Origin of the sequence: Planotetraspora mira (assembly GCF_016863275.1) — a bacterium.
GTDB lineage: Bacteria > Actinomycetota > Actinomycetes > Streptosporangiales > Streptosporangiaceae > Planotetraspora > Planotetraspora mira.
Genome location: NZ_BOOO01000002.1, coordinates 1 through 21013, shown reverse-complemented (window position 1 = coordinate 21013; position 21013 = coordinate 1). Strand labels below are relative to the sequence as shown.

Annotated in this window: 16 protein-coding genes; 12 read left to right on the top strand and 4 right to left on the bottom strand. The window is 70.2% G+C overall.

Annotated features, from left to right (window positions below; all coding sequences use genetic code 11):
- Positions 1–57 precede the first annotated feature (57 nt).
- Positions 58–975, top strand: coding sequence for a threonine/serine dehydratase (locus Pmi06nite_RS01835; RefSeq protein ID WP_203951040.1), 918 nt, complete (start codon positions 58–60; stop codon positions 973–975).
- 81 nt (positions 976–1056) lie between these two features.
- Here the strand turns inward: Pmi06nite_RS01835 and panB are convergent, their stop codons facing one another.
- Complete coding sequence (gene panB / locus Pmi06nite_RS01830; protein WP_239113483.1) at positions 1057–1923, bottom strand: 3-methyl-2-oxobutanoate hydroxymethyltransferase; 867 nt, start codon at positions 1921–1923, stop codon at positions 1057–1059.
- Between the two features lie 239 nt (positions 1924–2162).
- On the opposite strand from panB, the gene Pmi06nite_RS01825 reads away from it, so the two are divergent.
- The 3 genes from Pmi06nite_RS01825 to Pmi06nite_RS01815 all read left to right on the top strand — a co-directional run bounded on the left by Pmi06nite_RS01825 (position 2163) and on the right by Pmi06nite_RS01815 (position 5666).
- Positions 2163–3356 (top strand): MFS transporter, encoded by a 1194-nt coding sequence (locus Pmi06nite_RS01825; RefSeq protein ID WP_203951039.1) that lies wholly within the window; start codon positions 2163–2165, stop codon positions 3354–3356.
- 128 nt (positions 3357–3484) lie between these two features.
- Positions 3485–5050, top strand: a complete 1566-nt coding sequence (locus tag Pmi06nite_RS01820; protein ID WP_203951038.1) for an MFS transporter — start codon at positions 3485–3487, stop codon at positions 5048–5050.
- Positions 5051–5057: 7 nt separating this feature from the next.
- Positions 5058–5666 carry a TetR/AcrR family transcriptional regulator gene (locus Pmi06nite_RS01815; RefSeq protein ID WP_203951037.1) on the top strand — a complete coding sequence of 203 codons (609 nt, stop codon included), beginning with the start codon at positions 5058–5060 and terminating at the stop codon, positions 5664–5666.
- A 123-nt stretch (positions 5667–5789) separates the two neighbouring features.
- On the opposite strand, the gene Pmi06nite_RS01810 is transcribed toward Pmi06nite_RS01815, so the two are convergent.
- Together Pmi06nite_RS01810 and Pmi06nite_RS01805 are read right to left on the bottom strand one after the other, a co-directional pair.
- Entirely contained in the window at positions 5790–7541 is a 1752-nt protein-coding gene (locus Pmi06nite_RS01810) for an NAD+ synthase (RefSeq protein WP_203951036.1), read from the bottom strand.
- Between the two features lie 73 nt (positions 7542–7614).
- Positions 7615–8835, bottom strand: a complete 1221-nt coding sequence (locus Pmi06nite_RS01805) for an MDR family MFS transporter (protein WP_203951035.1) — start codon at positions 8833–8835, stop codon at positions 7615–7617.
- 63 nt (positions 8836–8898) lie between these two features.
- On the opposite strand from Pmi06nite_RS01805, the gene Pmi06nite_RS01800 reads away from it, so the two are divergent.
- The 4 genes from Pmi06nite_RS01800 (at position 8899) to Pmi06nite_RS01785 (ending at position 13204) form a co-directional block, all read left to right on the top strand.
- Positions 8899–9882, top strand: coding sequence for an ArsR/SmtB family transcription factor (locus Pmi06nite_RS01800; RefSeq protein WP_203951034.1), 984 nt, complete (start codon positions 8899–8901; stop codon positions 9880–9882).
- A 165-nt stretch (positions 9883–10047) separates the two neighbouring features.
- The gene (glnA2, locus tag Pmi06nite_RS01795) at positions 10048–11409 is read left to right on the top strand and encodes a gamma-glutamylpolyamine synthetase GlnA2 (RefSeq protein ID WP_203951033.1); all 1362 of its coding nucleotides are present in this window, start codon (positions 10048–10050) and stop codon (positions 11407–11409) included.
- A 143-nt stretch (positions 11410–11552) separates the two neighbouring features.
- Positions 11553–12161: a hypothetical protein gene (locus Pmi06nite_RS01790; RefSeq protein ID WP_203951032.1), complete on the top strand. Its 609-nt coding sequence runs from the start codon at positions 11553–11555 to the stop codon at positions 12159–12161.
- 248 nt (positions 12162–12409) lie between these two features.
- On the top strand, positions 12410–13204 hold the full coding sequence (locus Pmi06nite_RS01785) for a hypothetical protein (RefSeq protein ID WP_203951031.1): 795 nt from the start codon (positions 12410–12412) through the stop codon (positions 13202–13204).
- Positions 13205–13450: 246 nt separating this feature from the next.
- Here the strand turns inward: Pmi06nite_RS01785 and Pmi06nite_RS01780 are convergent, their stop codons facing one another.
- Complete coding sequence (locus Pmi06nite_RS01780; RefSeq protein WP_203951030.1) at positions 13451–14317, bottom strand: alpha/beta hydrolase; 867 nt, start codon at positions 14315–14317, stop codon at positions 13451–13453.
- A 67-nt stretch (positions 14318–14384) separates the two neighbouring features.
- Here Pmi06nite_RS01780 and Pmi06nite_RS01775 point away from each other — a divergent pair, with 67 nt between their 5' ends.
- The 4 genes from Pmi06nite_RS01775 to Pmi06nite_RS01760 all read left to right on the top strand — a co-directional run bounded on the left by Pmi06nite_RS01775 (position 14385) and on the right by Pmi06nite_RS01760 (position 20965).
- Positions 14385–15128 carry a type 1 glutamine amidotransferase gene (locus tag Pmi06nite_RS01775; protein ID WP_203951029.1) on the top strand — a complete coding sequence of 248 codons (744 nt, stop codon included), beginning with the start codon at positions 14385–14387 and terminating at the stop codon, positions 15126–15128.
- Between the two features lie 195 nt (positions 15129–15323).
- Positions 15324–18365 carry a bifunctional [glutamine synthetase] adenylyltransferase/[glutamine synthetase]-adenylyl-L-tyrosine phosphorylase gene (locus Pmi06nite_RS01770; RefSeq protein WP_373317237.1) on the top strand — a complete coding sequence of 1014 codons (3042 nt, stop codon included), beginning with the start codon at positions 15324–15326 and terminating at the stop codon, positions 18363–18365.
- Between the two features lie 192 nt (positions 18366–18557).
- The gene (locus Pmi06nite_RS01765; RefSeq protein WP_203951308.1) at positions 18558–20021 is read left to right on the top strand and encodes a hypothetical protein; all 1464 of its coding nucleotides are present in this window, start codon (positions 18558–18560) and stop codon (positions 20019–20021) included.
- 290 nt (positions 20022–20311) lie between these two features.
- The gene (locus tag Pmi06nite_RS01760; protein ID WP_203951028.1) at positions 20312–20965 is read left to right on the top strand and encodes a TetR/AcrR family transcriptional regulator; all 654 of its coding nucleotides are present in this window, start codon (positions 20312–20314) and stop codon (positions 20963–20965) included.
- Positions 20966–21013 lie beyond the last annotated feature (48 nt).

Sequence of the window (21013 nt, the reverse complement as noted above, 5' to 3'; positions counted from 1 at the left end):
GAGCGCACCGCGGTGCCCGCACTCCGCCGGGGGATCGTGAGAGGTGAGGAGACACCGATGGTCGTCGCGCGAGAGGACGTCGAGAAGGCCGCCGTGCGGATCGCTCCGTACATCCGCAGGACGCCCCTCCTCCCGGCGCAGCCCCGCCTCGTCCTGAAGCTCGAGGCGCTGCAGCACTCGGGCTCCTTCAAGGCGCGTGGCGGCTTCAACCGCATCCTCACGGCCAGGGAGGCCGGTCCCCTTCCCGCCGCCGGCGTCATCGCGGCGAGCGGAGGCAACCACGGCCTGGCCGTGGCGTACGCCGCCCGCGCGCTCGGTGTGCGGGCGGACATCTTCGTGCCGGAGGTGTGCGCCCCGGTGAAGGTGGAGGGTCTGCGCCTGCTGGGCGCCCACGTCACCCAGGTGGGGGAGATCTACTCCGAGGCGTACGAGGCGTCGCGGGAGCGTGCGGCCGAGACCGGCGCGCTGGAGATCCACGCGTACGACCAGCCTGAGGTGGTGGCCGGGCAGGGCACCGTCGCCGTGGAACTGCTCGAGCAGGCCGACGTCGACACCGTCCTCGTGGCGGTCGGCGGGGGAGGCCTGGTCGCGGGAGTCGTGGCGGCGCTGGACGGCCGGGCCGGGGTCGTGGCGGTCGAGCCCGAGCGCATCCCCACGCTGCACGCCGCACTGGAGGCGGGTGAGCCGGTCCGCGTGGGCGTGAGCGGTGTGGGCGCCGACGCCCTCGGGGCGAGCCGGATCGGGCAGGTGGCCTTCGACACCGTGGCCGGGCGGGTCTCCAGCGTGCTGGTGTCCGACGACGCCATCGTCGAGGCGCGCCACGCGCTGTGGCGGGAGTTCCGGGTCGCCGCAGAACACGCCGGAGCAGCGGCGCTCGCCGCGCTGAGGTCCGGTGTGTACGTGCCGGCGGCGGACGAGAGGGTCGCGGTCATCGTGTGCGGAGCCAACACCGATCCGGCGACGCTGGCCGGCTGACCGCGCCCCGGGCGGGATGCCCGGGGGCGGGGGAGCGGCCCGTGCCGCGGGTCAGACGTGCGACCGCGGCACGGATGTGGTTCAGCGGTAGCTGTGCTCGGGCGCGGGGAAGACTCCTGCGGCCACCTCGTCGGCGAAGCTGCGCACCGCGCGGTCCATCTCACCGGCCAGGTCGAAGTACTTCTTGACGAACTTGGCCGGGTGGGGCGTGAGGCCCATGAGGTCCTGCCAGACGAGGACCTGCGCGTCGGTGTCGGGGCCGGCCCCGATGCCGATCGTCGGAACGCTCAGTGAGGCGGTGACCCGCTGGGCCAGCTCGCTCGGCACGCACTCCAGCACCACAGAGAACGCTCCCGCGTGCTCCAGCGCCTTGGCGTCGGCCATCAGTTCGTCGCCCGACTGGCCGCGGCCCTGGACGCGGTAGCCGCCGAGCACGTTGACCGACTGCGGCGTCAGGCCGAGGTGGGCCATGACCGGGATCCCGGCCGACACGAGCATCTCCACCTGGGGGAGCACCCGGTGGCCGCCCTCGAGCTTCACGGCGTGCGCCCCCGCCTCCTTCATGAAGCGGGCGGCCGTCTCCAGGGCCTGCTGCGGCGAGGCCTGATAGGAGCCGAACGGGAGATCGGCGACCACCATCGCCCGCGACGACCCGCGGACCACGGCGGCGGTGAGCGGGAGCAGGTCGTCGACCGTGACGGGCAACGTCGAGTCGTAGCCGTACACGACCATGGCGGCCGAGTCGCCGACGAGCATCACCGGGATGCCCGCCTCGTCGAAGACCCGGGCGGTCATCGCGTCGTACGCGGTGACCATCGGCCACTTCTCGTGCCGCTCCTTGGCGGCCGCGATGTCGCGGACGGTGACTCTTCTGCCGGACGCGCCGCCGTAGAGCATGGCGGCCGAGCCGGACGTGGATGGGTTGGGTACAGCGGAAACAGAGGACATGGCTACCTCCAAGGCCTCGTGGCGCCCCTATGGCGTCCCCGGACAGTCAGATCATCGCATGTCGCCATTGCCTGGAACACCCCCGGCAGTGCCCTGTAATCCCGGCCGTTCCGGTTCGGTCCGGGACGGGTGGGGGGCCGCCTGCGAGTCCGGTGGCCGCCCGGGTGTCCGGTCAGGGATCCGGTGTCGGAAATGTCGGAGGCGCAGTGCACAATGCCATCCGGAGGTAAGTAACCAAGATGGCCATTGAACCTTACCGGCGGGTGCTCGCACTGCCGGGCGTGCGCGCGTTGATGCTGGTGGGCCTGGTGGCCAGGATCCCGTTGACCGGCACGGGAATCACGCTGACGCTGCACGTGGTCAACAGCCTGAAGCTCGGTTTCCTCGAGGCGGGACTCGTTGGCGCGGCCAGCATGGTCGGGGCCGCGCTCGGCTCCCCGCTCGCGGGGCGGATCGTCGACAGGCGGGGGCTGCGGCCGGTCATCGCCGTCACCACCGTCATCCAGTTGTGCTTTTGGTGCGTCGCCCCCTCGTTGCCCTATCACGCGCTGCTCGCGGGAGCGGCGATCGCGGGGGTGTTCAGCCAGCCGGTCTTCGGGGCGATCCGGCAGTGCGTGGCGGCGATGGTCCCGGCGGAGGACCACAGGACCGGTTTCGCCCTGGACTCGATGGCCGTGGAGTTGTCCTTCATGGTGGGCCCCGCCGTCGCGGCGGCCGCGGTGACGGCCTTCTCCAGCACCGCCACGATGTACGCGGTGGGCGTCGGGCTGGTCGGCTCCGGGGTCGCGCTGTTCCTGCTCGATCCGCCGACGCGGTCGCCCGAGGAAGCGGACCGGGAGACGAGGGAGTCGGTCCCCTACCGGCAGTGGGTCGGACCCGGCCTGATCACGCTGCTGGTCATGGTGTCCGCGCTGACCTTCGTCCTCACCTCGACCGAGTTGTCGCTGGTCGCGACGATGCAGGAAAGCGACGCCACGTCGTGGACCGGGCTCGTGATCGCCCTGTGGTGCGCCTACTCCCTGGTCGGCGGCTTCGTCTACGGCGGGCTCTCACGGGGGTTCTCGCCACTGGGGCTGATCGGCGGCCTGTGCGCGCTGACCGCGCCCCTCGGGCTCGTGGGCGGCGGTTGGTGGTGGTTGTGCCTCGCGCTGGTCCCGGCCGGGTTCCTGTGCGCGCCGGCCCTGTCCGCCAGCGTCGACGCGGTCAACCAGCGCGTGCCCGCCGCGGCCCGAGGCGAGGCGATGGGCCTCCACAGCACCGCGCTGACCATCGGCGTCGCCTGCGCGGGGCCGATCGCGGGAGCCATCGTCGACTCCTACGGCCCGGGCTGGGCCTTCGCCGCCTCCGGCGTGGTGGGAGTCGTGCTGGTCCTGGCCGCTCTGCCGTTCTGGCGTGATTCCGGCCACACCGCCACGGAGCCGATGCCCGCCTGATCAGGGGATCCCGAGAGGGCCGGCCCTTCTGGGGTCATATTATGAAACGCGACCGTTGCGTATCGAAATAAACAACGCTACGCTGCCGTTGCGAAACACTAGCGTATCGAAACCTAATTGGGGGATCAGTGGACGCACACGCGGGCCATCCACGCCGCTGGCAGATCCTCGGCGTGATGGTCTTCAGCCTTCTGGCCGTGGTTCTGGACAACACCATTCTCAACGTGGCGATCAAGACGATCGCCGACCCGGTCCAGGGCCTGGGCGCGACCCAGAGCCAGCTGGAATGGGCGATGAACTCCTACACCCTGGTCTTCGCCGGGCTGCTGTTCACCTTCGGGGTGCTCGGTGACCGGTTCGGCCGCAAGAAGATGTTGCTGATCGGCATGGTGCTGTTCGGCCTGGCGTCGCTCGCCAGCGCGTACTCGCAGGACCCGACGCAGCTGATCGCCGCGAGGGCGCTGATGGGTCTCGGCGGCGCCGCGATCATGCCGGCGACCTTGGCGATCATCTCGAACGTCTTCCCCATCCATGAGCGCGGCAAGGCGATCGGCATCTGGGCGGGCGGCGTCGGCATCGCCGTCGCGATCGGCCCGATCACCGGCGGCATCCTCCTCGCGCACTTCTGGTGGGGCTCGGTCTTCCTGGTCAACGTCCCGATCGTGTTGATCGCCCTGGTGCTCAACACCATGCTCGTCCCGGACTCCAAGGACCCGAACAGGAGCGGCCTCGACCCCGTCGGCGTCCTGCTGTCGATCGTGGGCCTCATCGCCCTCGTCTACGGCATCGTCAGGATCAGCGACCTCGGCACCGTCGCCGACGTCTCGGTCATCGTGCCGACCCTGGTGGGCGTCGCGATCCTCGCCGGCTTCGTCTGGTACGAGAAGAAGATCACCCACCCCGCCTTCGACGTGCGGAACTTCCGGAACGCGGGCTTCTCCACCGCGATCGCCAGTGTCGGCCTGGTCTTCTTCGCCGCCATGGGCGTGATGTTCTTCCTCGCCTTCTACTGGCAGATCGTCCGGGGATACACCCCGCTGCAGTCCGGCGCGCTGGTGCTGCCGTTCGCGGCCGCGCAGCTGATCTTCGCCCCGCAGAGCGCGAAGATGGTGCAGAAGTACGGCTCCAAGGCGGTCGGGACCACGGCGATGCTCGTCATCGCCGCCGCGCTCGCCTGCTACGCGCTGGTCGACGTGGACACCCCGGTCTGGCTCATCCTCATCCTCGGCTTCGTCCAGGGCGCCGCGATGGCGAACATCCTTCCTCCGGCGACCACCGCGATCATGAACTCCCTCCCCAGGGAGAAGGCCGGCGTCGGCTCCTCGATGAGCAACGTCGTGCGGCAGGTCGGCGGCACGCTGGGCATCGCCGTCCTCGGCGCGGCCCTGTCGGCCAGCTACCGCGGCGACATGGAGGACAAGGTCTCGGCCCTGCCCGAGCAGCTCCGCGGCCCGGTCAGCGAGTCGATCTCCGGCGCGGCCGGTGTGGCCGAGCACCTGGGCGCGCAGGGCGCGGGCCTCATGAAGGCGGCCGACGCCGCCTTCGTCACCGGCATGCACTGGGCGGCTCTCGGGTCGGCAGTGGTGGCGCTCGTGGGGGTGATCGTTGTAGGACTGTGGATGCCAGGCCGCTCCGCTGAGGCCGCTCCGGTTACGGCGGGCGAGCCGGAGAAGAAGGAAGCGGCAGTAGTGTGAGCGGGCGATGACGATGCAGCAGATGGAAGGGGCGGCCCGTCCGGCAGGCCGCCCCCGCAGCGAGAAGGCGGAGAAGGCGATCATCGAGGCCGCCCTCGACATCCTCGGTGAGGGCAGCGGCGTGTCCGAGCTCTCCATCGAGGCGATCGCCGCCAGGGCGGGCGTCGGCAAGACGACGATCTACCGGCGCTGGACCAACAAGGAGGATCTGGTGGTCGACGCGCTGGCGTCGCTCAAGCCGCCGATCCCTCCGCTCAAGGGCGCGTCCGTGCGCGACGACCTGGTCGCCTATCTGCAGGTGGTCCGGTCGGAGTCCATCCACGTACGCACCCGCTGCATCATGAACATCGCGATGAGCCAGTCGGACCGGCACCCCCGTGTGGCCGAGAGGTTCCACGAGATCGCCATCAAGCCACGCCAGGCCGCCGTGCGCGCCGTCCTGGAGCGGGGCATGGCGAACGGCGAACTGCGCGCCGATCTCGACGTCGAGATGGCGATGGCCATCCTGTCCGGCACGATGATGTGGCGGACGAAGTGGTCGTCGGACGACGACCTGCCGGCGGACCTCGCCGAGCGGATCGTCGACGAGGCCCTCCGCGGCTTCCGCCCTGGCTGAGGCCCGGCTGATGTGAGCGCCACCTGATGTGAGGCTCGACGCCTGACACGACTCTCCGGGCCCGGTCCGCTCCACGCGGCCGGGCCCGCGGCGTACGCCGGGCCGGAGGCTTCTGGCCCGGGTTCAGCCCAGGGTCTCGCGCCAGCGGTTGGTGATCGGGAGACGGCGGTCGCGCCCGAAGTTCTTGGGCGTGATCTTCGGGCCCGGCGGATACTGCCTGCGCTTGTACTCGGCCAGGTCGACCAGCCGGATGATCCGCGTGACCAGTTCGGGGTCGTGTCCGGCGGCGATCAGCTCGTCCCGGCCCATGTCCTTCTCCACGTAGTCGCTCAGCAGCCGGTCGAGCACGTCGTACTCCGGAAGCGAGTCGGTGTCCCGCTGGTCCGGGCGCAGCTCGGCGCTGGGTTCCTTGGTGATGGAGTTCTCCGGGATCGGCGGCGGCCCCGGCTGGGCGTTGCGCCACTCCGACAGCCTCCACACCATCGTCTTGAGCAGGTCCTTGATCGGCGCGTACCCGCCGGCGGAGTCGCCGTAGAGCGTGGAGTAGCCGGTGGCCAGTTCGCTCTTGTTGCCGGTCGTCAGCACCAGATGGCCGTGCTCGTTCGACAGGCTCATCAGCAACATGCCGCGCACGCGCGCCTGCAGGTTCTCCGCCGCGAGGCCATGGAGCTCGACCTCCTTCTCGAAGGCGGTGACGACGTCGGCGATGGGCACGACCTGCGCGTTCAGTCCCTGGCGGCGCACCAGTTCCTCGGCGTCGGTGATCGAGTGGTCCGAGGAGTAGCGCGAGGGCATCAGCACCACGTGCACGCGCGAGGCGCCGATGGCGTCGGCGGCGATCGTCGCCGTCAGCGCGGAGTCGATGCCGCCGGACAGGCCGAGGATGACCGACCGGAACCCGTTCTTCGTGACGTAGTCGCGCACGCCGAGGACGAGTGCGTTGTAGACCTCGGCCAGGTCGTCCAGCCGCTCCGCGATCATCGGCGGCTCCGGCTCGTACGGCTCGACGGGCGTGTCCGACAGCAGCAGGCGGTCCACGGTGATGATCGTGCCGTCGTGGGCGTCGACCCGCAGCTCGCCGAGCTCGGCGGTGGCGGCGGGGAGCTCGAGGTCGGTCACCAGGAGTTCCTCGGTGAACTGCGCGGCGCGGGCGACGAGCTCGCCCGAGGCGTCCACGATGAGGGAGTCGCCGTCGAAGACCAGCTCGTCCTGCCCGCCGACCATGTTGACGTAGGCGAGGGCGCAACCGGCCTCGCGGGCGCGGCGCGCGCACAGTTCCAGCCGCACGTCGTCCTTGTCCATCTCGTACGGCGAGCCGTTGGGGACCACGAGCAGCCCCGCGCCCGTCTCGGCCACGACCGACACCGGGCCGCCCTCCTGCCAGAGGTCCTCGCAGATGGCGATGGCGACGTCGACTCCGTGCAGCCGGATGACGGGCATGCGGTCGCCGCGCACGAAGTAGCGGTACTCGTCGAAGACGCCGTAGTTGGGCAGGTGGTGCTTGGCGGACTTGATGACGACCCTGCCCTGGTACAGCACGGCCGCGGCGTCGAGCGGCGCGCCCTTGGGCTGGCCCGCCCGGGGGGCGACGCCGGCCCGGTCGAGGTAGCCCACCACCACGGGAAGCTCGCCGAGGCCCTCGCCGGCGAGCCGCTCCGCCACCGAGGACAACGTCGCGACCGACGCCTCGACGAACGACGAGCGCAACGTCAGGTCCTCCGCCGGATACCCGGTCACGAACAGCTCCGTGAAGACCACGAGATGGGCGCCCCGATCGGAGGCCCGCCGGGTCCACTCGAGGAGCTTGTCCGCGTTGCCGGAGAGATCGCCGACAACGGGGTTGGTCTGGGCGAGGGCGATACGGAGTTGAGCCACGGTGACCAGCCTAGAACGTCCCGTTTATTGTCGTCAAAGCGACGATAAGTGGATTTATCCGCCGATGCGAGGGTCACCCCGCCGGGGCGGTCTCCTGGGTGCGGGACCGGCGCCGGATGGCCGGGCCGAGCGCGAGCTGACCCACCGCGGCGAGCAGCCCCAGCCCCCCGATGACCAGCCAGAGGAGCGTCGGACTCACCGCGAGCAGACGGGTTCCGGCGAGCGGCGCCAGCATGCCCCCGGCCGACCAGGCCAGGCCGTACAGGCCCGAGTAGCGGCCGCGCAGGTGAGCGGGGGCGAGCGAGGCGACGATCGAGCCGGCCACGCCCGCGGTGATGACCTCGCCCAGCGTCCAGACCGCGACGGTCACGGCATAGCCGAGCGTGGAGGAGACGACCGCGGTGAGCGCGAGGCCGACCCCGACGACGGCGAACCCGGAGGCCAGCACGGCGCTGGGGTCCCGCCGCGACATCCATCGGTTCGTCAGCGGCTGGACGACGACGATCAGCGCCCCGTTGACCGCCATCGCCATGCCGTACGCGCTGGTGGGCAGGCCCACGCCGGTCATGGCGAGCGGCAGGGTCGTGTAGGCCTGCAGGTAGACGAACGTGAAGGTCAGCGAGATGACGACGTAGGTCACCATCACGCGGTCGCGCAGCACGTCGGCGAACCGGCCGGGCGTGTCCTCCGACCGGTCGGGCCGCGTCTCGGGGATCGCGCGCCACACCAGCACCCCGAAGATCAGGCAGGTGACGGCGTCGATCCAGAAGAGCGTGGTGAACCCCGTCTGGGCGAGCCAGCCACCCGCGATCATCGCGATCGAGAAGCCGAGGTTGACGGCCCAGAACAGCAGCCCGAACGCGCGCGGCCGGTCCTCCGGGGAGACGAGGTCGGCGACCAGGGCCTGCGACGCGGGCCGGTAGGCGTCGACGACGAGGCCGAGCACCAGCATCGCCGCCGTGATGCCCTGGAGGCTGGTGGTGTACCCGAGGGCGATGAACGTGACGGCAGTGGCGATCATGGAGCCGCTCAGCGTCACCCGCCGGCCGAAGTGGTCGGCCAGCCAGCCCGCGAAGGGCTGCGACAGCAGCGACCCGACGCCGAACACCGTCATCACCAGGCCGGCGGCGGCGAGCGACATGCCGCGGGCCTGCGTCAGGTAGATGCCGATGAACGGCTCCACCATCGTGCCGAGACGGTTCACGAGCGTCCCGGCGAAGAGCACCCAGAACGGCCGCGGCAGTCCGCCCGTCGCGGACTGGAGGAACCCGGGTCTTCCGGTAACAGTAGTCACAGGTCAAGCCTTTGCCATCGGCCCGGGGACATGCCAATCTTTTAGCGCTGGCTAAAAGGTCCGATGGGGTGGGGGTCGGTCGTGGTGATCGAGTGGCGGTTCGCGCCGGATGACGTGGCCCGGCTGCGGTTCGCGTTCTCCCCGATGTGGGAGCTGGTCACGAGCCTGCGCGTGCTGCGGGCCCCCGCGCGCCACTCGCTGCACCTGCCGTGGCTGCGGGCCGTCCTGCCCCGCCTGCGCCGAGTGGACCTGTCGGAGCTGTTCGCGCTGGTGCCGCTCACCGGCTACATGCCCGATTTCCTCACGCCGCCGCCGGACACGCCGCTGCCGGACTTCATGGCCGAACTCGGCCGCGTCAGGGCCACCCCTCCGGACATGGCGGCCGACGAGGTGGCCTGGGTGCAGAGCCCCGATCCGGAGGCTGCCGCCCGGTTCCGGGAGGATCCCGCCGCAGGCGTCCAGCGGGTGGCGGACCGGCTGCACGAGTACTGGAAGGTCGCGTTCGAAGAGTTCTGGCCGGCGATCCACGGCGTGCTGGAGGGCGACGTGATGTGGCGGTCGCGCAGGCTTGCCGTAGGGGGAGTGCGCGAGCTGTTCGAGGACCTCCACCCGTCGGTCGTCTGGCACGGTGATCGGCTGGTCACCGACAACCGCAACCACGACTACTCGGAAGACATCACCGGAGACGGCCTGGTGCTCGTCCCCAGCGCGTTCAACTGGCGGGCCGTCTCGATCATGTACGAGCCGTACCAGCCGATGCTGAGCTATCCGGCGCGGGGGGTCGGCACGCTCTGGTCGGCCGGCGCCCCCTGCACGCCGAACGCGTTGTCCGCCCTCATCGGCCGGTCCCGGGCCCGGGTGCTGGTGGCGCTGGAGGATCCGGCCTCCACCACCGCCCTCGCCCGGCGGCTCGACCTCACCCCCGGCGCCGTGAGCCAGCACCTGACCGTCCTGTCCGACGGCGGCCTGGTGACCCGGCAGCGGCTGGGGCGCGAGGTGCTCTACCGCCGCACGCCCGTGGGCGACACCCTCGCGTACGGCCCGTAGCTCCTCGCCGTACTCGGGGGCCCGGTCCGCCCGCCCCGAATGAGGACGGCCTGCCGTGCCCGGCGCACTTGGACGGAAGGCCCGCTCACAATCCCGCGTAACGCCTGTGAAACACACAAGAGGCACACTGGTAGTCGACCCGACCTGTGTTTCGAGAGGTATGCCTTGGACCGCCAGCAGGAGTTCGTCCTCCGCACGCTCGAAGAGCGCGATATCCGATTCATTCGGCTGTGGTTCTCGGATGTGCTCGGCTTCCTGAAATCGGTCGCGATCGCTCCGGCCGAACTCGAGGGCGCCTTCGCCGAGGGCATCGGGTTCGACGGCTCGTCGATCGAGGGCTTCTCCCGGGTCTACGAGTCGGACATGCTGGCCAAGCCCGATCCGTCGACGTTCCAGGTCCTGCCGTGGCGGAGCGAGTCGCCGGGCACGGCGCGGATGTTCTGCGACATCCTCATGCCGGACGGCTCGCCGTCGCACGCCGACCCCCGCTGGGTGCTCAAGCGCACGCTGGCCAAGGCGGCGGACATGGGCTTCACCTTCTACACGCACCCCGAGGTGGAGTTCTTCCTCCTCCGTCAGCGGCCGGAGAAGGGCGACAAGCCGCAGCCGATCGACGAGGGCGGCTACTTCGACCACACACCGCACAGCGCCGGGCACGACTTCCGCCGCCACGCGATCATGATGCTGGAGTCGATGGGGATCTCGGTGGAGTTCAGCCACCACGAGGGCGCCCCCGGCCAGCAGGAGATCGACCTCCGCTATGCCGACGCGCTGACGACCGCCGACAACATCATGACCTTCCGTCTGGTCATGAAGGAGGTCGCGCTGGAGCAGGGCGTGTGGGCCTCGTTCATGCCCAAGCCGTTCACGGAGTTCCCCGGCTCCGGCATGCACACGCACATGTCGCTGTTCGAAGGCGACCGCAACGCCTTCTACGAGCCGGGTGCCGACTACCAGCTCTCCAAGATCGGCCGCTCCTTCATCGGAGGGCTGCTGAGGCACGCCCCCGAGGTCACGGCCGTCTGCAACCAGTGGGTCAACTCCTACAAGAGGCTCTGGGGCGGCGCGGAGGCCATCGCGGGAGCGGGCGGCGAGGCCCCCTCATACGTCTGCTGGGGACACAACAACCGCTCGGCGCTGGTCCGGGTGCCGATGTACAAGCCCCACAAGGGGGGCTCGACCCGGATCGAGTTCCGCTCGCTCGACTCCTCGTGCAACCCCTACCTGGCGTTCGCCGTGATCCTGGCGGCCGGGCTGAAGGGCATCGAGGAGGGCTATGAGATGCCTCCCGGAGCCGAGGACGACGTCTGGGCGCTGACCAGCGGAGAGCGGCGCGCCCTGGGCATCCAGCCGCTGCCGCAGTCGCTCGACGAGGCGATCTCGGTGATGGAGCACAGCGAACTGGTCGCCGAGACGCTGGGGGAGCACGTCTTCGACTTCTTCCTCCGCAACAAGCGGGCCGAGTGGTCGGAGTACCGCCGTCAGGTGACCGAGTTCGAGCTCGGCCGCTACCTGCCGGTGCTCTGAGCCGCCGAAACGCGTTGTCGGCGAGCGTTCCCCGGTGACCGGGGAAGGCTCGCCGGAAGGGGCGATCCCCCAGGTGTCGAAGATCAAGGCACATCCAGGGCACACGCGCCGTCGTTGAAGCAGGCGTGCATACGCCCTCCTGCATGATCACGCACAGCCAAGGCGCCCCTTATGTATCGATCCAAATACTTCATCCCGGTCATCCCAATCGTCAGTGGTTGGCTGTGATCGTTGCCCGTAGCATGCCGATGCGAAATTTCACTGCCACCGCCGATCCGGCGGACTCGGCCGCCACGGAAGAACATATGAAGCAGAAGCTGCACGATGCCCTGATCACTGTCGCCACCCCATTGCTCACCCTCGGTGAGACGCCGGCCGCGACCGGTAGGGCCCGGGTGGGCAAGGTCTCGATTGCCCGCAACGCCGCCCTGGCCGCCGCCTCGATGGTGCTCTCCGGCGGCACGATCGGCATGTATGCCGTGAATAAGGCTTACTACGTCCTGTTGACCAGCGAGCGGCTGTTGCTGCTCGAGCCGCACTGGCTGACCTCCCGCCCCACCGCAAAGGTCCTCGGCGACATCCCCCGGCCGCTCTTGTCGATCGAGGACGTCAAGCGTGCCGTCACGACGTCGGTGACGCTGTCCATCAGTGGTGAGGACAAGGGGCTGCTGCTCAAGTATCCGACGTTCGACAAGGAAGGTGCCGAGTTGCTGATCAAGGCGTTCGGGGTGGCCCCCAGCCTGACCAACTAACCGTGGCGAGGGTCGTGCCGGGAGATCGCAGGGCACGCACGGCCGTTCTCCGGGCGTTCCGCCGCGCTGTCGTTCCGCGCCGCGGCCGGCCCGTGGTGCCGAACTGTCATCGGGGCGTCACAGCCCGCTAACGGCTGTGACATTCGTGGCTGTTTCGATGTCTTCGGGTGGAAGAGTAAAACGTGGTCGTTTGTTATGCGTGATACGGATGGACCGTAATGAGACTTACGTGGGGAGAGTGCGGCTAAATGACGGCAGCTGCGGGGCTGCGGACAGTGTTGTCCGTGCCGGAGCGCTTCCGAGGACCCGAGGGCACCGCCAACGGCGGATGGATCGCGGGGACGCTGGCGAGTTCGCTCACGGGTGGTGGGCATGACTCGGCGGTGGAGGTCACCCTGCACAAACCGGTCCCCCTGGGGACCGACGTCACGATCGAGCATGTCGGCAACGCCGTCACGCTGAACCTCGGTGACCAGCATCTGGCGGAGGCCATACCGGTCGCGCTGCATCGGCAGGTGGGGGACGGCTCGGCCGAGGCGCTGACGCCGCCGCCGTTCGTGCCCTTCAACGACGCCGCGAGGGCGGAGGACGGGTTCCTCGGACGGCACCGGCACCCCATCGCGGGGTGCTTCGCGTGCGGCCTGCGCGAGCCAGGTGACGGGCTGCGGATCTTCCCGGGCCCGGTGGAGGGCACGGATCTCGTGGCGGCCGGATGGCGTGTCCCCGTGGGGGTGACCGACGAGCACGGGATCGTTCCCGACTCGATCATCTGGGCGGCTCTCGACTGCGCCACGGGCTGGGTCCAGTACGGATCCTCCGAGGAGCCCGGGGCCGGTTCCGTGCAGCCGGTGGGTTCGGCGCTGCTCGGCAGGTTGACCGGGCAGGTGTTCCGCCGGGTGTATCCCCTCGGCAGCTACTCCGTCGTGGCGCGGGCGATCGGCCGCGAGGGCCGCAAGCTCCACGGGGTGAGCGCGGTGTACGAGGTCGACGGCACCTTGGTCGCCGCCGCCAAGGCCACCTGGATCACCCCCCGCCCCGCCTGAAAAACCCCCGCGTGATCATGCACACCTTCGGGCGCAGGCCATCCGGCCTGCGCCCTTCTGGTTCGTGATCATGCACAGGTTCGGCCGCACGTGGTGTGACCTGCGCCTCCGCTCACCGTGATCATGCACGGGTTCGGTCACGGGGTGTGCGACCTGCGCCTTAGCTGTGCGTGATCATGCACGGATTCAGGCACAGGCCGTCCGACCTGCGCCTTCGCTGTGCGTGATCATGCAGGAGGGTGCGGCTCAGCCGGCGGTGAGGTGGCCGGCCACCACCGCCGCGCACCGCTGCTCGAAGACGATCGTGTAGTGGTTGCAGTCCTCGATCAGCTCATGCCGCATCTCGGGCAGCCGGGCGAGCCACGTGGCGGTGACGTCGCCGGGAAGCAGTCCGACCTCCTCGTTCAGCAGGCCGCGGGGTGCGCGCAGGAGGGACAGCGGCGACTTGATCTCCTCCAGGGCAGCCCCGATCGCCTCGGTCTCGACCCGGAGCCAGCGCCCGTCCTGCCGCACCGCCTCCTCACGCGCCCGCGATCGGACGGCGCCGCCGAGTCCTTCGCCGTCGGCGTCATAGCGGACGTACTCCTCCACGTCAGGCGTCCAGTGGCCGACAAAGGCGGGATGGGCGCGGAAGAAGTCCAGATAGGCGTCGACACTCGGGTAGGTCTGGCTGAGCCGCGCGAGCGCCGGGCCAAGGGTGGCCTCCAGCACCGCGTCAGGATCCGCACCCGGGGGAAAGGGCAGCGGCAGCCCTCCGTCGACCAGCACGACCCGGGCGTAGCGGCGCTTCGCGCCATGCAGAGCCGCGATGTACGCCCCCATCGAGTGGCCGGTGAGCACGCTCGTCTCGTCCGCCCCCACGTGCCGGGCGATCAGTTCGAGGTCCTCGGCGTGCCTGGGCAGGCCGTACGGGCCGGAGACGTCCGCGCTGTGACCACGCCCGCGCAGGTCGGGAGCGATGAGGGACCAGCCGGGGGGGAGCGCGTCGGCCACCGTGCGCCAGGCCATGAGGGATGCGGTGATGCCGTGCGCGGCGATGATCAGGCGCGGTCCCGCGCCGAACCTGGCGATCCGCAGGTGACCCCCCGGAACGGCTACATCATCAAATTCCATGATTCGGACTTTACGGTACGCCGTTCCCGGAGTGTCGTGCCGTGAGCCGTGTCTCTAAGCTCTCCTCATGCGGGAACGAGTCACTGTCATCGAACACGAGGCCGAGGCCGGCCTCGGTTTCTTCGCCGGGTGGTTGCGGGACGCGGGAGTCGACTGCGCGGTGGTCCGGCCGTACAAGGGGGACCCCGTTCCGGAGACCGCCGAGCGCGGGCTGGTGGTCCTCGGCGGCGAGGCGTCAGCGTGGGACGACGAGGGGTACGGCTGGCTGCCGGCGACGAGGGCTCTGCTCGCCCGGTCGGTCGCGGACGGCGTGCCGACGCTCGGCATCTGCCTGGGCGCCCAGCTCATGACCATCGCCTGCGGCGGCACGGTCGAGCGCGGCGGCGCCGGCCTCGAGATCGGCCTGTGCGACGTGGTGCCGCTTCCCGAGGCCGCGGACGATCCCCTGTTCTCCGCGCTGCCCGCCCGGCCCCTGCGCGCGGTGCAGTACCACTACGACGCGATGACCGCCCTGCCCCCCGGCGCCGTACGGCTGGCGACCGGCGGACGGTACGCCAACCAGGCCTACCGGCTGGGGGCGAGCGCGTGGGCAGTGCAGTTCCACCCCGAGGCCACGGCCGCCATATTCGAATCCTGGACCAACGGCGGCGGCCTGCCGCCGTCCCAGGTTGCCGAGCTGAACGACCAGGTGGGAGAGGGCGAGGAGGAGTTGCGCGCGACCTGGCGCCCACTCGCCGAAGCGTTCGCCGCGCGGGTGCTCCGGCGCTCAGCCGCGGGGGAGCGCGCCGCCGCCGCCATCTCCTCGCCATGAGCTCAGTGCGTCGACGCGGACACGCTCCGAGTGCGCGTGCAATCCGCGTGATGGGCTGATTACGCTGAGAAACCGCTAAGGACGACGCACAAGCTCACGGGTTACCGTGTGCGCGGTGCCAGTGCGGCTGATCCAGGCGGGAGGCCTTCGTCCCATGTGTACCGTTACGGGAAAGGCCCACCGCGGGAGGCCGACGTGATCGACGTCGGTGTCGAGGAAGGAACGGTGAACACGGCGCCCCGGATCCAGACCACAGCCGGCCGCCTGGCCGCCCTCGGCTTCGCCGACGGTGCGCGCGCCGAGCGGCTGCTCGACGCGCTCGGTCCCGAGGTCGTCGGCGACTTCGACCTGCTCGACGACCTCGCCGCCGCGGCCGACCCCGATCTCGCGCTGAGTTCGCTGTCCCGTCTCGTCGAGCGCGACCCCAGTGTGCTCGGCGCGTTCAGGGACGACCCTGTGCTGCGCCGCAGACTGTTCGGCGTGTTCGGGCTGAGCGCCGCCCTCGGCGACCATGTCGTCCGGCATCCCGGCTGCCTGCCGTTCATCCAGGCGCAGGGACGGCCGACCGACCAGGAGCTCAGGGAGGAACTGCTGCTCGCCGTCGGCGCCGACCCGGATGCCGCGGAACCGATCGCCGACGGCCCGGTTCCCTGGGCCTCCGGGGCCGGCCCCGGTGACAGGGGAGCGGCCCTGGACGCGCTGCGCGTGGCCTATCGGAGCAGGCTTCTGCACATCGCCGGACGGGACGTGGCGGGGGACGCGACGCTCGCGGAGACCGCCGCCGCGCTGGCCGACCTGGCGGGTGCGGCCCTCGACGCGGCCCTCGCCATCGCGAGGGCGGAGACGCCGGAGTCCGGCGACGTACGGCTGGCCGTGGTCGGGATGGGCAAGTGCGGCGCGCGTGAGCTGAACTACATCTCCGACGTGGACGTCGTCTTCGTGGCGGAGCCCAGGGAGGGCGTCGACGAGACCAAGGCGCTGCAGACCGCCACCCGGCTGGCTCAGGCGATGATGAAGGCCTGTTCGACCAGCACGCCGGAGGGATCCCTCTGGGAGGTGGACGCGGGTCTGCGCCCCGAGGGGAAGCTGGGTCCCCTCGTGCGCACCCTCGACAGCCACCTCGTGTACTACCGCCGATGGGCCAAGACCTGGGAGTTCCAGGCTCTGCTGAAGGCCAGGCCGATCGCGGGTGATCTGGAGCTCGGACAGGAGTACGTCGCGGCCGTCAACGAGATGGTGTGGCAGGCCGCAGCCCGTCCCCACTTCGTCGAGGACGTCCAGGCGATGCGCCGACGTGTCGAGGCCCACGTCCGGGCGAGCGAGGCGGAGCGGCAGATCAAGCTCGGGCCGGGAGGCCTGCGGGACATCGAGTTCGCCGTGCAGCTGCTCCAGCTCGTGCACGGCCGTTCCGAGCCCCTGCTCCGGCGCCGTGCGACGCTCTCCGCCCTGGCCGCCCTGTCCAGAGGCGGATTCGTCGGACGCGACGACGCCAAGGCCCTGGCCGAGGCGTACACCTTCCTCCGCCAGGTCGAGCACATGATCCAGCTCTATCGGCTGCGCCGTACACACGTGGTGCCCTCCGACACCGCCGACCTCCGCAGAATCGGCCGGGGCCTCGGCATGACCACCGACCCGGTCGGGGAGTTCACCACGACCTGGAAGCGGCACGCGCTCGAGGTGCGGCGGCTGCACGAGAAGCTGTTCTACCGGCCGCTGCTTCAGGCCGTCGCCCGCCTGCCCGAATCCGAGGCCCGCCTGTCGACCACGGCGGCGAAGGCCCGGCTCGAAGCCCTCGGCTACGCCGATCCGGACGGCGCGCTGCGCCACATCGCCGGCCTGACCAGCGGCGTCTCACGGCGAGCGGCAATCCAGCGCACGTTGTTGCCGGTCATGCTCGGCTGGTTCGCCGACGCCCCCGACCCGGACGCCGGCCTCCTCGGCTTCCGTCAGGTCAGCGACAAGCTCGGGAGCACGCCCTGGTACCTGCGGCTGCTCCGGGACGAGACCGCCGTGGCGGAGCGGCTCGCCCGGGTCCTCGGGACCAGCCGCTACGTCACCGGGCTGCTGCTCCACGCCCCCGAAGCGGTCGGGATGCTCGGCGAGACGAGCGAGCTCGCCGTACGGCCCGCGTCGACGCTGGCGGGGGAGGCGGCGGCCGCGGTCAACCGCCACGGCGCCGAGGCCGAGACCGCCGTCACCGCCATCCGCGCGCTGCGCCGCAAGGAACTGTTGCGTACGGCGTGCGCCGACCTGTTCGGGCTGATCGACATCGAGGAGGTCGGCCGGGCGCTGTCGTCCCTGAACGACGTGACCGTGCAGGCCGCCCTGGACGCGACCATCAACAAGATCTGCCGGGGGAGGCGGGAAGACTTCCCCACCCGGCTCTCGGTGATCGCGATGGGCCGGCTGGGCGGGATGGAGAGCTCGTACGCCAGCGACGCCGACGTGATGTTCGTCCACGCGCCGCGACCGGGGGTCTCGGAACGCGACGCCACGATCGCGGCCCAGACGGTGGCCGAGGAGATGCGCAGGCTGCTCGCCCAGCCCGCCCCCGATCCGCCGCTCCAGATCGACGCGGGCCTCCGGCCGGAGGGACGGCAGGGGCCGCTGGTCCGCACGATCGCCTCCTACCGGGCCTACTACGAGCGCTGGTCGTCCCATTGGGAGGCGCAGGCCCTCATGCGGGCCAGGTTCTGCGCCGGGGACGCCGACCTCGGAGCCGAGTTCATGGATCTCATCGACCCGCTGCGGTACTCGCCGGAGGGCATCTCCCCGGAGGCGGTCAGGGAGATGCGCAAGCTCAAGGCCCGGATGGAGGCCGAGCGGCTGCCCAGGGGCGCCGACCCGACCCTCCACACCAAGCTCGGCAGGGGCGGGCTCACCGATGTCGAGTGGGTGGCCCAGCTCATCCAGCTCAGGCACGCGGGAGCCGTACCGGCCCTGCGGACGACACGGACCGTCGGCGCGCTGCGGGCGGCGGTCGCGGAGGGCCTGCTGGAGCAGGCGGACGAGGCCGTGCTCGGCGAGGCGTGGCGCTTCGCCTCGCGCGTCCGCGACGCCATCATGCTGGTGCGCGGGCGGGCGGCCGACAGCATCCCCGGGCTGGTCAAGGAGCGTGCCCTGATCTCCCGGGCGCTCGGATACCCGCCGGACGGATCCGAGGACTTCATCGACGACTATCGCCGCGTCACCCGCAGGGCGAGGGCCGTCGCCGAACGCCTGCTGTACGAGGACTGATTAGCCGCGATCCGCCACATAAGTCTTTCTTCAATACGCATTTTTCGGGAAATTGTCACGAGGCGTTCGCGCGCCCGCCGGACGAATCGTCATATGTGCGGCGAACCCCTGTGGCCGTAGGGCTTCATGGGCCAGATCGTGATTATCTGAAGCGTTGCGCCCAGCGGTTGCCACGGTGTATCAACGGTGCGGGTGATCTCATTGATCTCGTATTACGTAGACCTGGCAATCGGTCTCATTCTCGCCTTCCTGTTGTTGTCGCTACTGGTCAGCGGACTCAACGAGGGCATCGTCAGGCTGCTCGGAATTCGCAGCAAGTTCTTATGGGCCTACCTTCGCGACACGCTCGACGGTGCCGAGACCGGGGAGAAGGCCTCGCTCTTCATCCGGATGCTGGAGCGGCTGCTCGACATGCTGAAGGGCCTCGGGCGCAGGCTGCGGGCCCCGCTGATCGACCTGCTGCCGCCGTCGAGCGAGGGACGTTCCCGGCTGCCCGCGACGGTGCTCGGCGTGTTCGCCAAGCTGCCCTTCGGCGCGGACCCGAGGCCCGCCTTCAGCCCGTTGCCCGCCCCTTCCGTGAGTCCGCCGCTCGCCGCCGCCCCTGACTCGGTCGCCGCCGAGCAGGCCGCTCCCGCCGCGGACGCCGGTCAGGCCGTCCAGCCGGATCCCGCTCCCGCGGGCGCACCGGCGGGTGCGGCCCCGCCCGCGGCCGGCCCCGCGCAGGCCGTGCCGGCGGACGGTGTGGGCGACGGCGGCGTCACCGCCGAGATCGACCCGGCGGATCCTGCGCACGGGGCCGACCAGGCCGACGACGAGGAGCGGGCGTCGGTGACGGAGCCGGGGCAGGAGGACGTCGCCGCGACCGCCGAGGCGATCTCCGAGGTGGCGCCACCCGGCGAGGGCAAGTCGATGGCCGAGTTGCTCCACGAGCGGCTCCAGGAGATCGACCACTCCAGGCGTGGCAAGACCAGCATCGCCGACATCCCGCCGGCGCGCTTCGCCGTGGCGCTCATGGAGATCGCCACAGAGCACGGCGGCGTCGAGCCGCTGATGCGCGACCTCGACCAGCTCAAGAGCCCCCTCTACCGGCCGCTCAAGGCCGTGTGGGACAAGGCGAACGAGGACATGGAGGCCTTCCGCCGCGGCGTCGAGGAGTGGTTCGACGGCGAGATGCAGCGGCTCTCCATGCTCTACAAGCGTTACGTCCGCTGGGTCGTCGCGCTGCTCTCGCTGATCGTGACGCTCGTGTTCAGCATGGACGCCCTCGAGTACGGCAAGACGCTGCTCAACGACAACGCCTACCGGAGCGCGGTGACGGCCTTCGGCCAGTCGGGTGAGGATGCCCTCAAGCCCTTCCAGGACCAGTGCGCGCCGGGCCAGGACACCTACACGTGCGTGACCGATGTGCTGAGCACCCCGGCCTTCGTCAAGATCTTCACGAACGCTCCGGTGAGCGTGACCATGAGCAGCGGCGACGCCGGCCCGCAGTGGGAGTGGCACGGCGGCGGCTGGTGGGACCGTCTCTCGTCGCCGGGTCACTGGCCCGGGTTCCTCCTCACCCTGGTGGCCGTGTTGTTCGGAGCCCCCTTCTGGTGGGACATGTTCCGGCGCGTCACCGGCCTCAAGTCCCGCGTCACCGGCTCCACCAAGCAGTAGGTCATGCCGCCTGACGGCCGTCTTCCCTCGAGAGGGGGAGGGCGGCCGTTTCGCCGTGCCGTACGGGACCCCGCTGTGATGTTCACCCCGCGGTTGATCATTTTTCATTGGATGTATGTACAGTCAACGTCGTAACGAGACACCCTCTGACTTTCCGTCAGCGCGGCGAACGAAGGTACATGCGCGATCACAAGCCACCGAGCCGCCGACAGGGCGGCTCGCGCGAGAATGGCTTCGGGGCGGCCACCGCCTCAGATGAGCCATGACGCGAGCCAGTGAGGTGGACAAGGGTGTCGCCACGATCGGCACAGGCCAACGAAGAGATGCGCGAGCAATCGCGGGAAAGGATCCTCGCCGCCGCACTGGAGGTCTTCACCGAGAAGGGCTACCACAACGCCACGATCTCGGACATCACCGCCCGTGCCGGGGTCTCACGTGGCCTGATCACCTACTACTTCCCAGGCAAGCAGAATCTCGTGGACAATCTCCTCGACCGTTACATCGACAGTGTGACCGCCATCCTGGATGTGACGGGCACGCCCGACGAGCGTCTGGCGGCGATCATCGACGGTGTCCTGCTCACCGTCGCCCAGACCCTCCCCATACAGCGGATGACACTCAGTCTGGTGATCCACCCTTCCACGCATCCGCTCTTCGCCCGCGCGGAGGCCAGGAAGGAAGACCAGGTCGCCGGCCTGGAGGACGGCCTGCGCGGAATCTTCGCCGCCCGGGGTGCGGACGACCCGGCCCTGGAGGAAGTGCTGTTCCGCAGCGTCCTGGAAGGCGTGATCTTCAAAGCCGCCGTCTACCAGGACCAGTACCCCCTGGAACGCGTGCGCCGCCGCGTGCATGACATGTACGGGCTCCCCGCTCCGGAGTCCGCGCTCATCCAGGATGACCCGCCGCCCGTCGGCCGCATGCGAGCCGCCGAAGCCGGGGGGTGACCCGCCGCGGTGCCACGTGGCGGGCGCCGCCCGCCAGTGCGGCGGGGG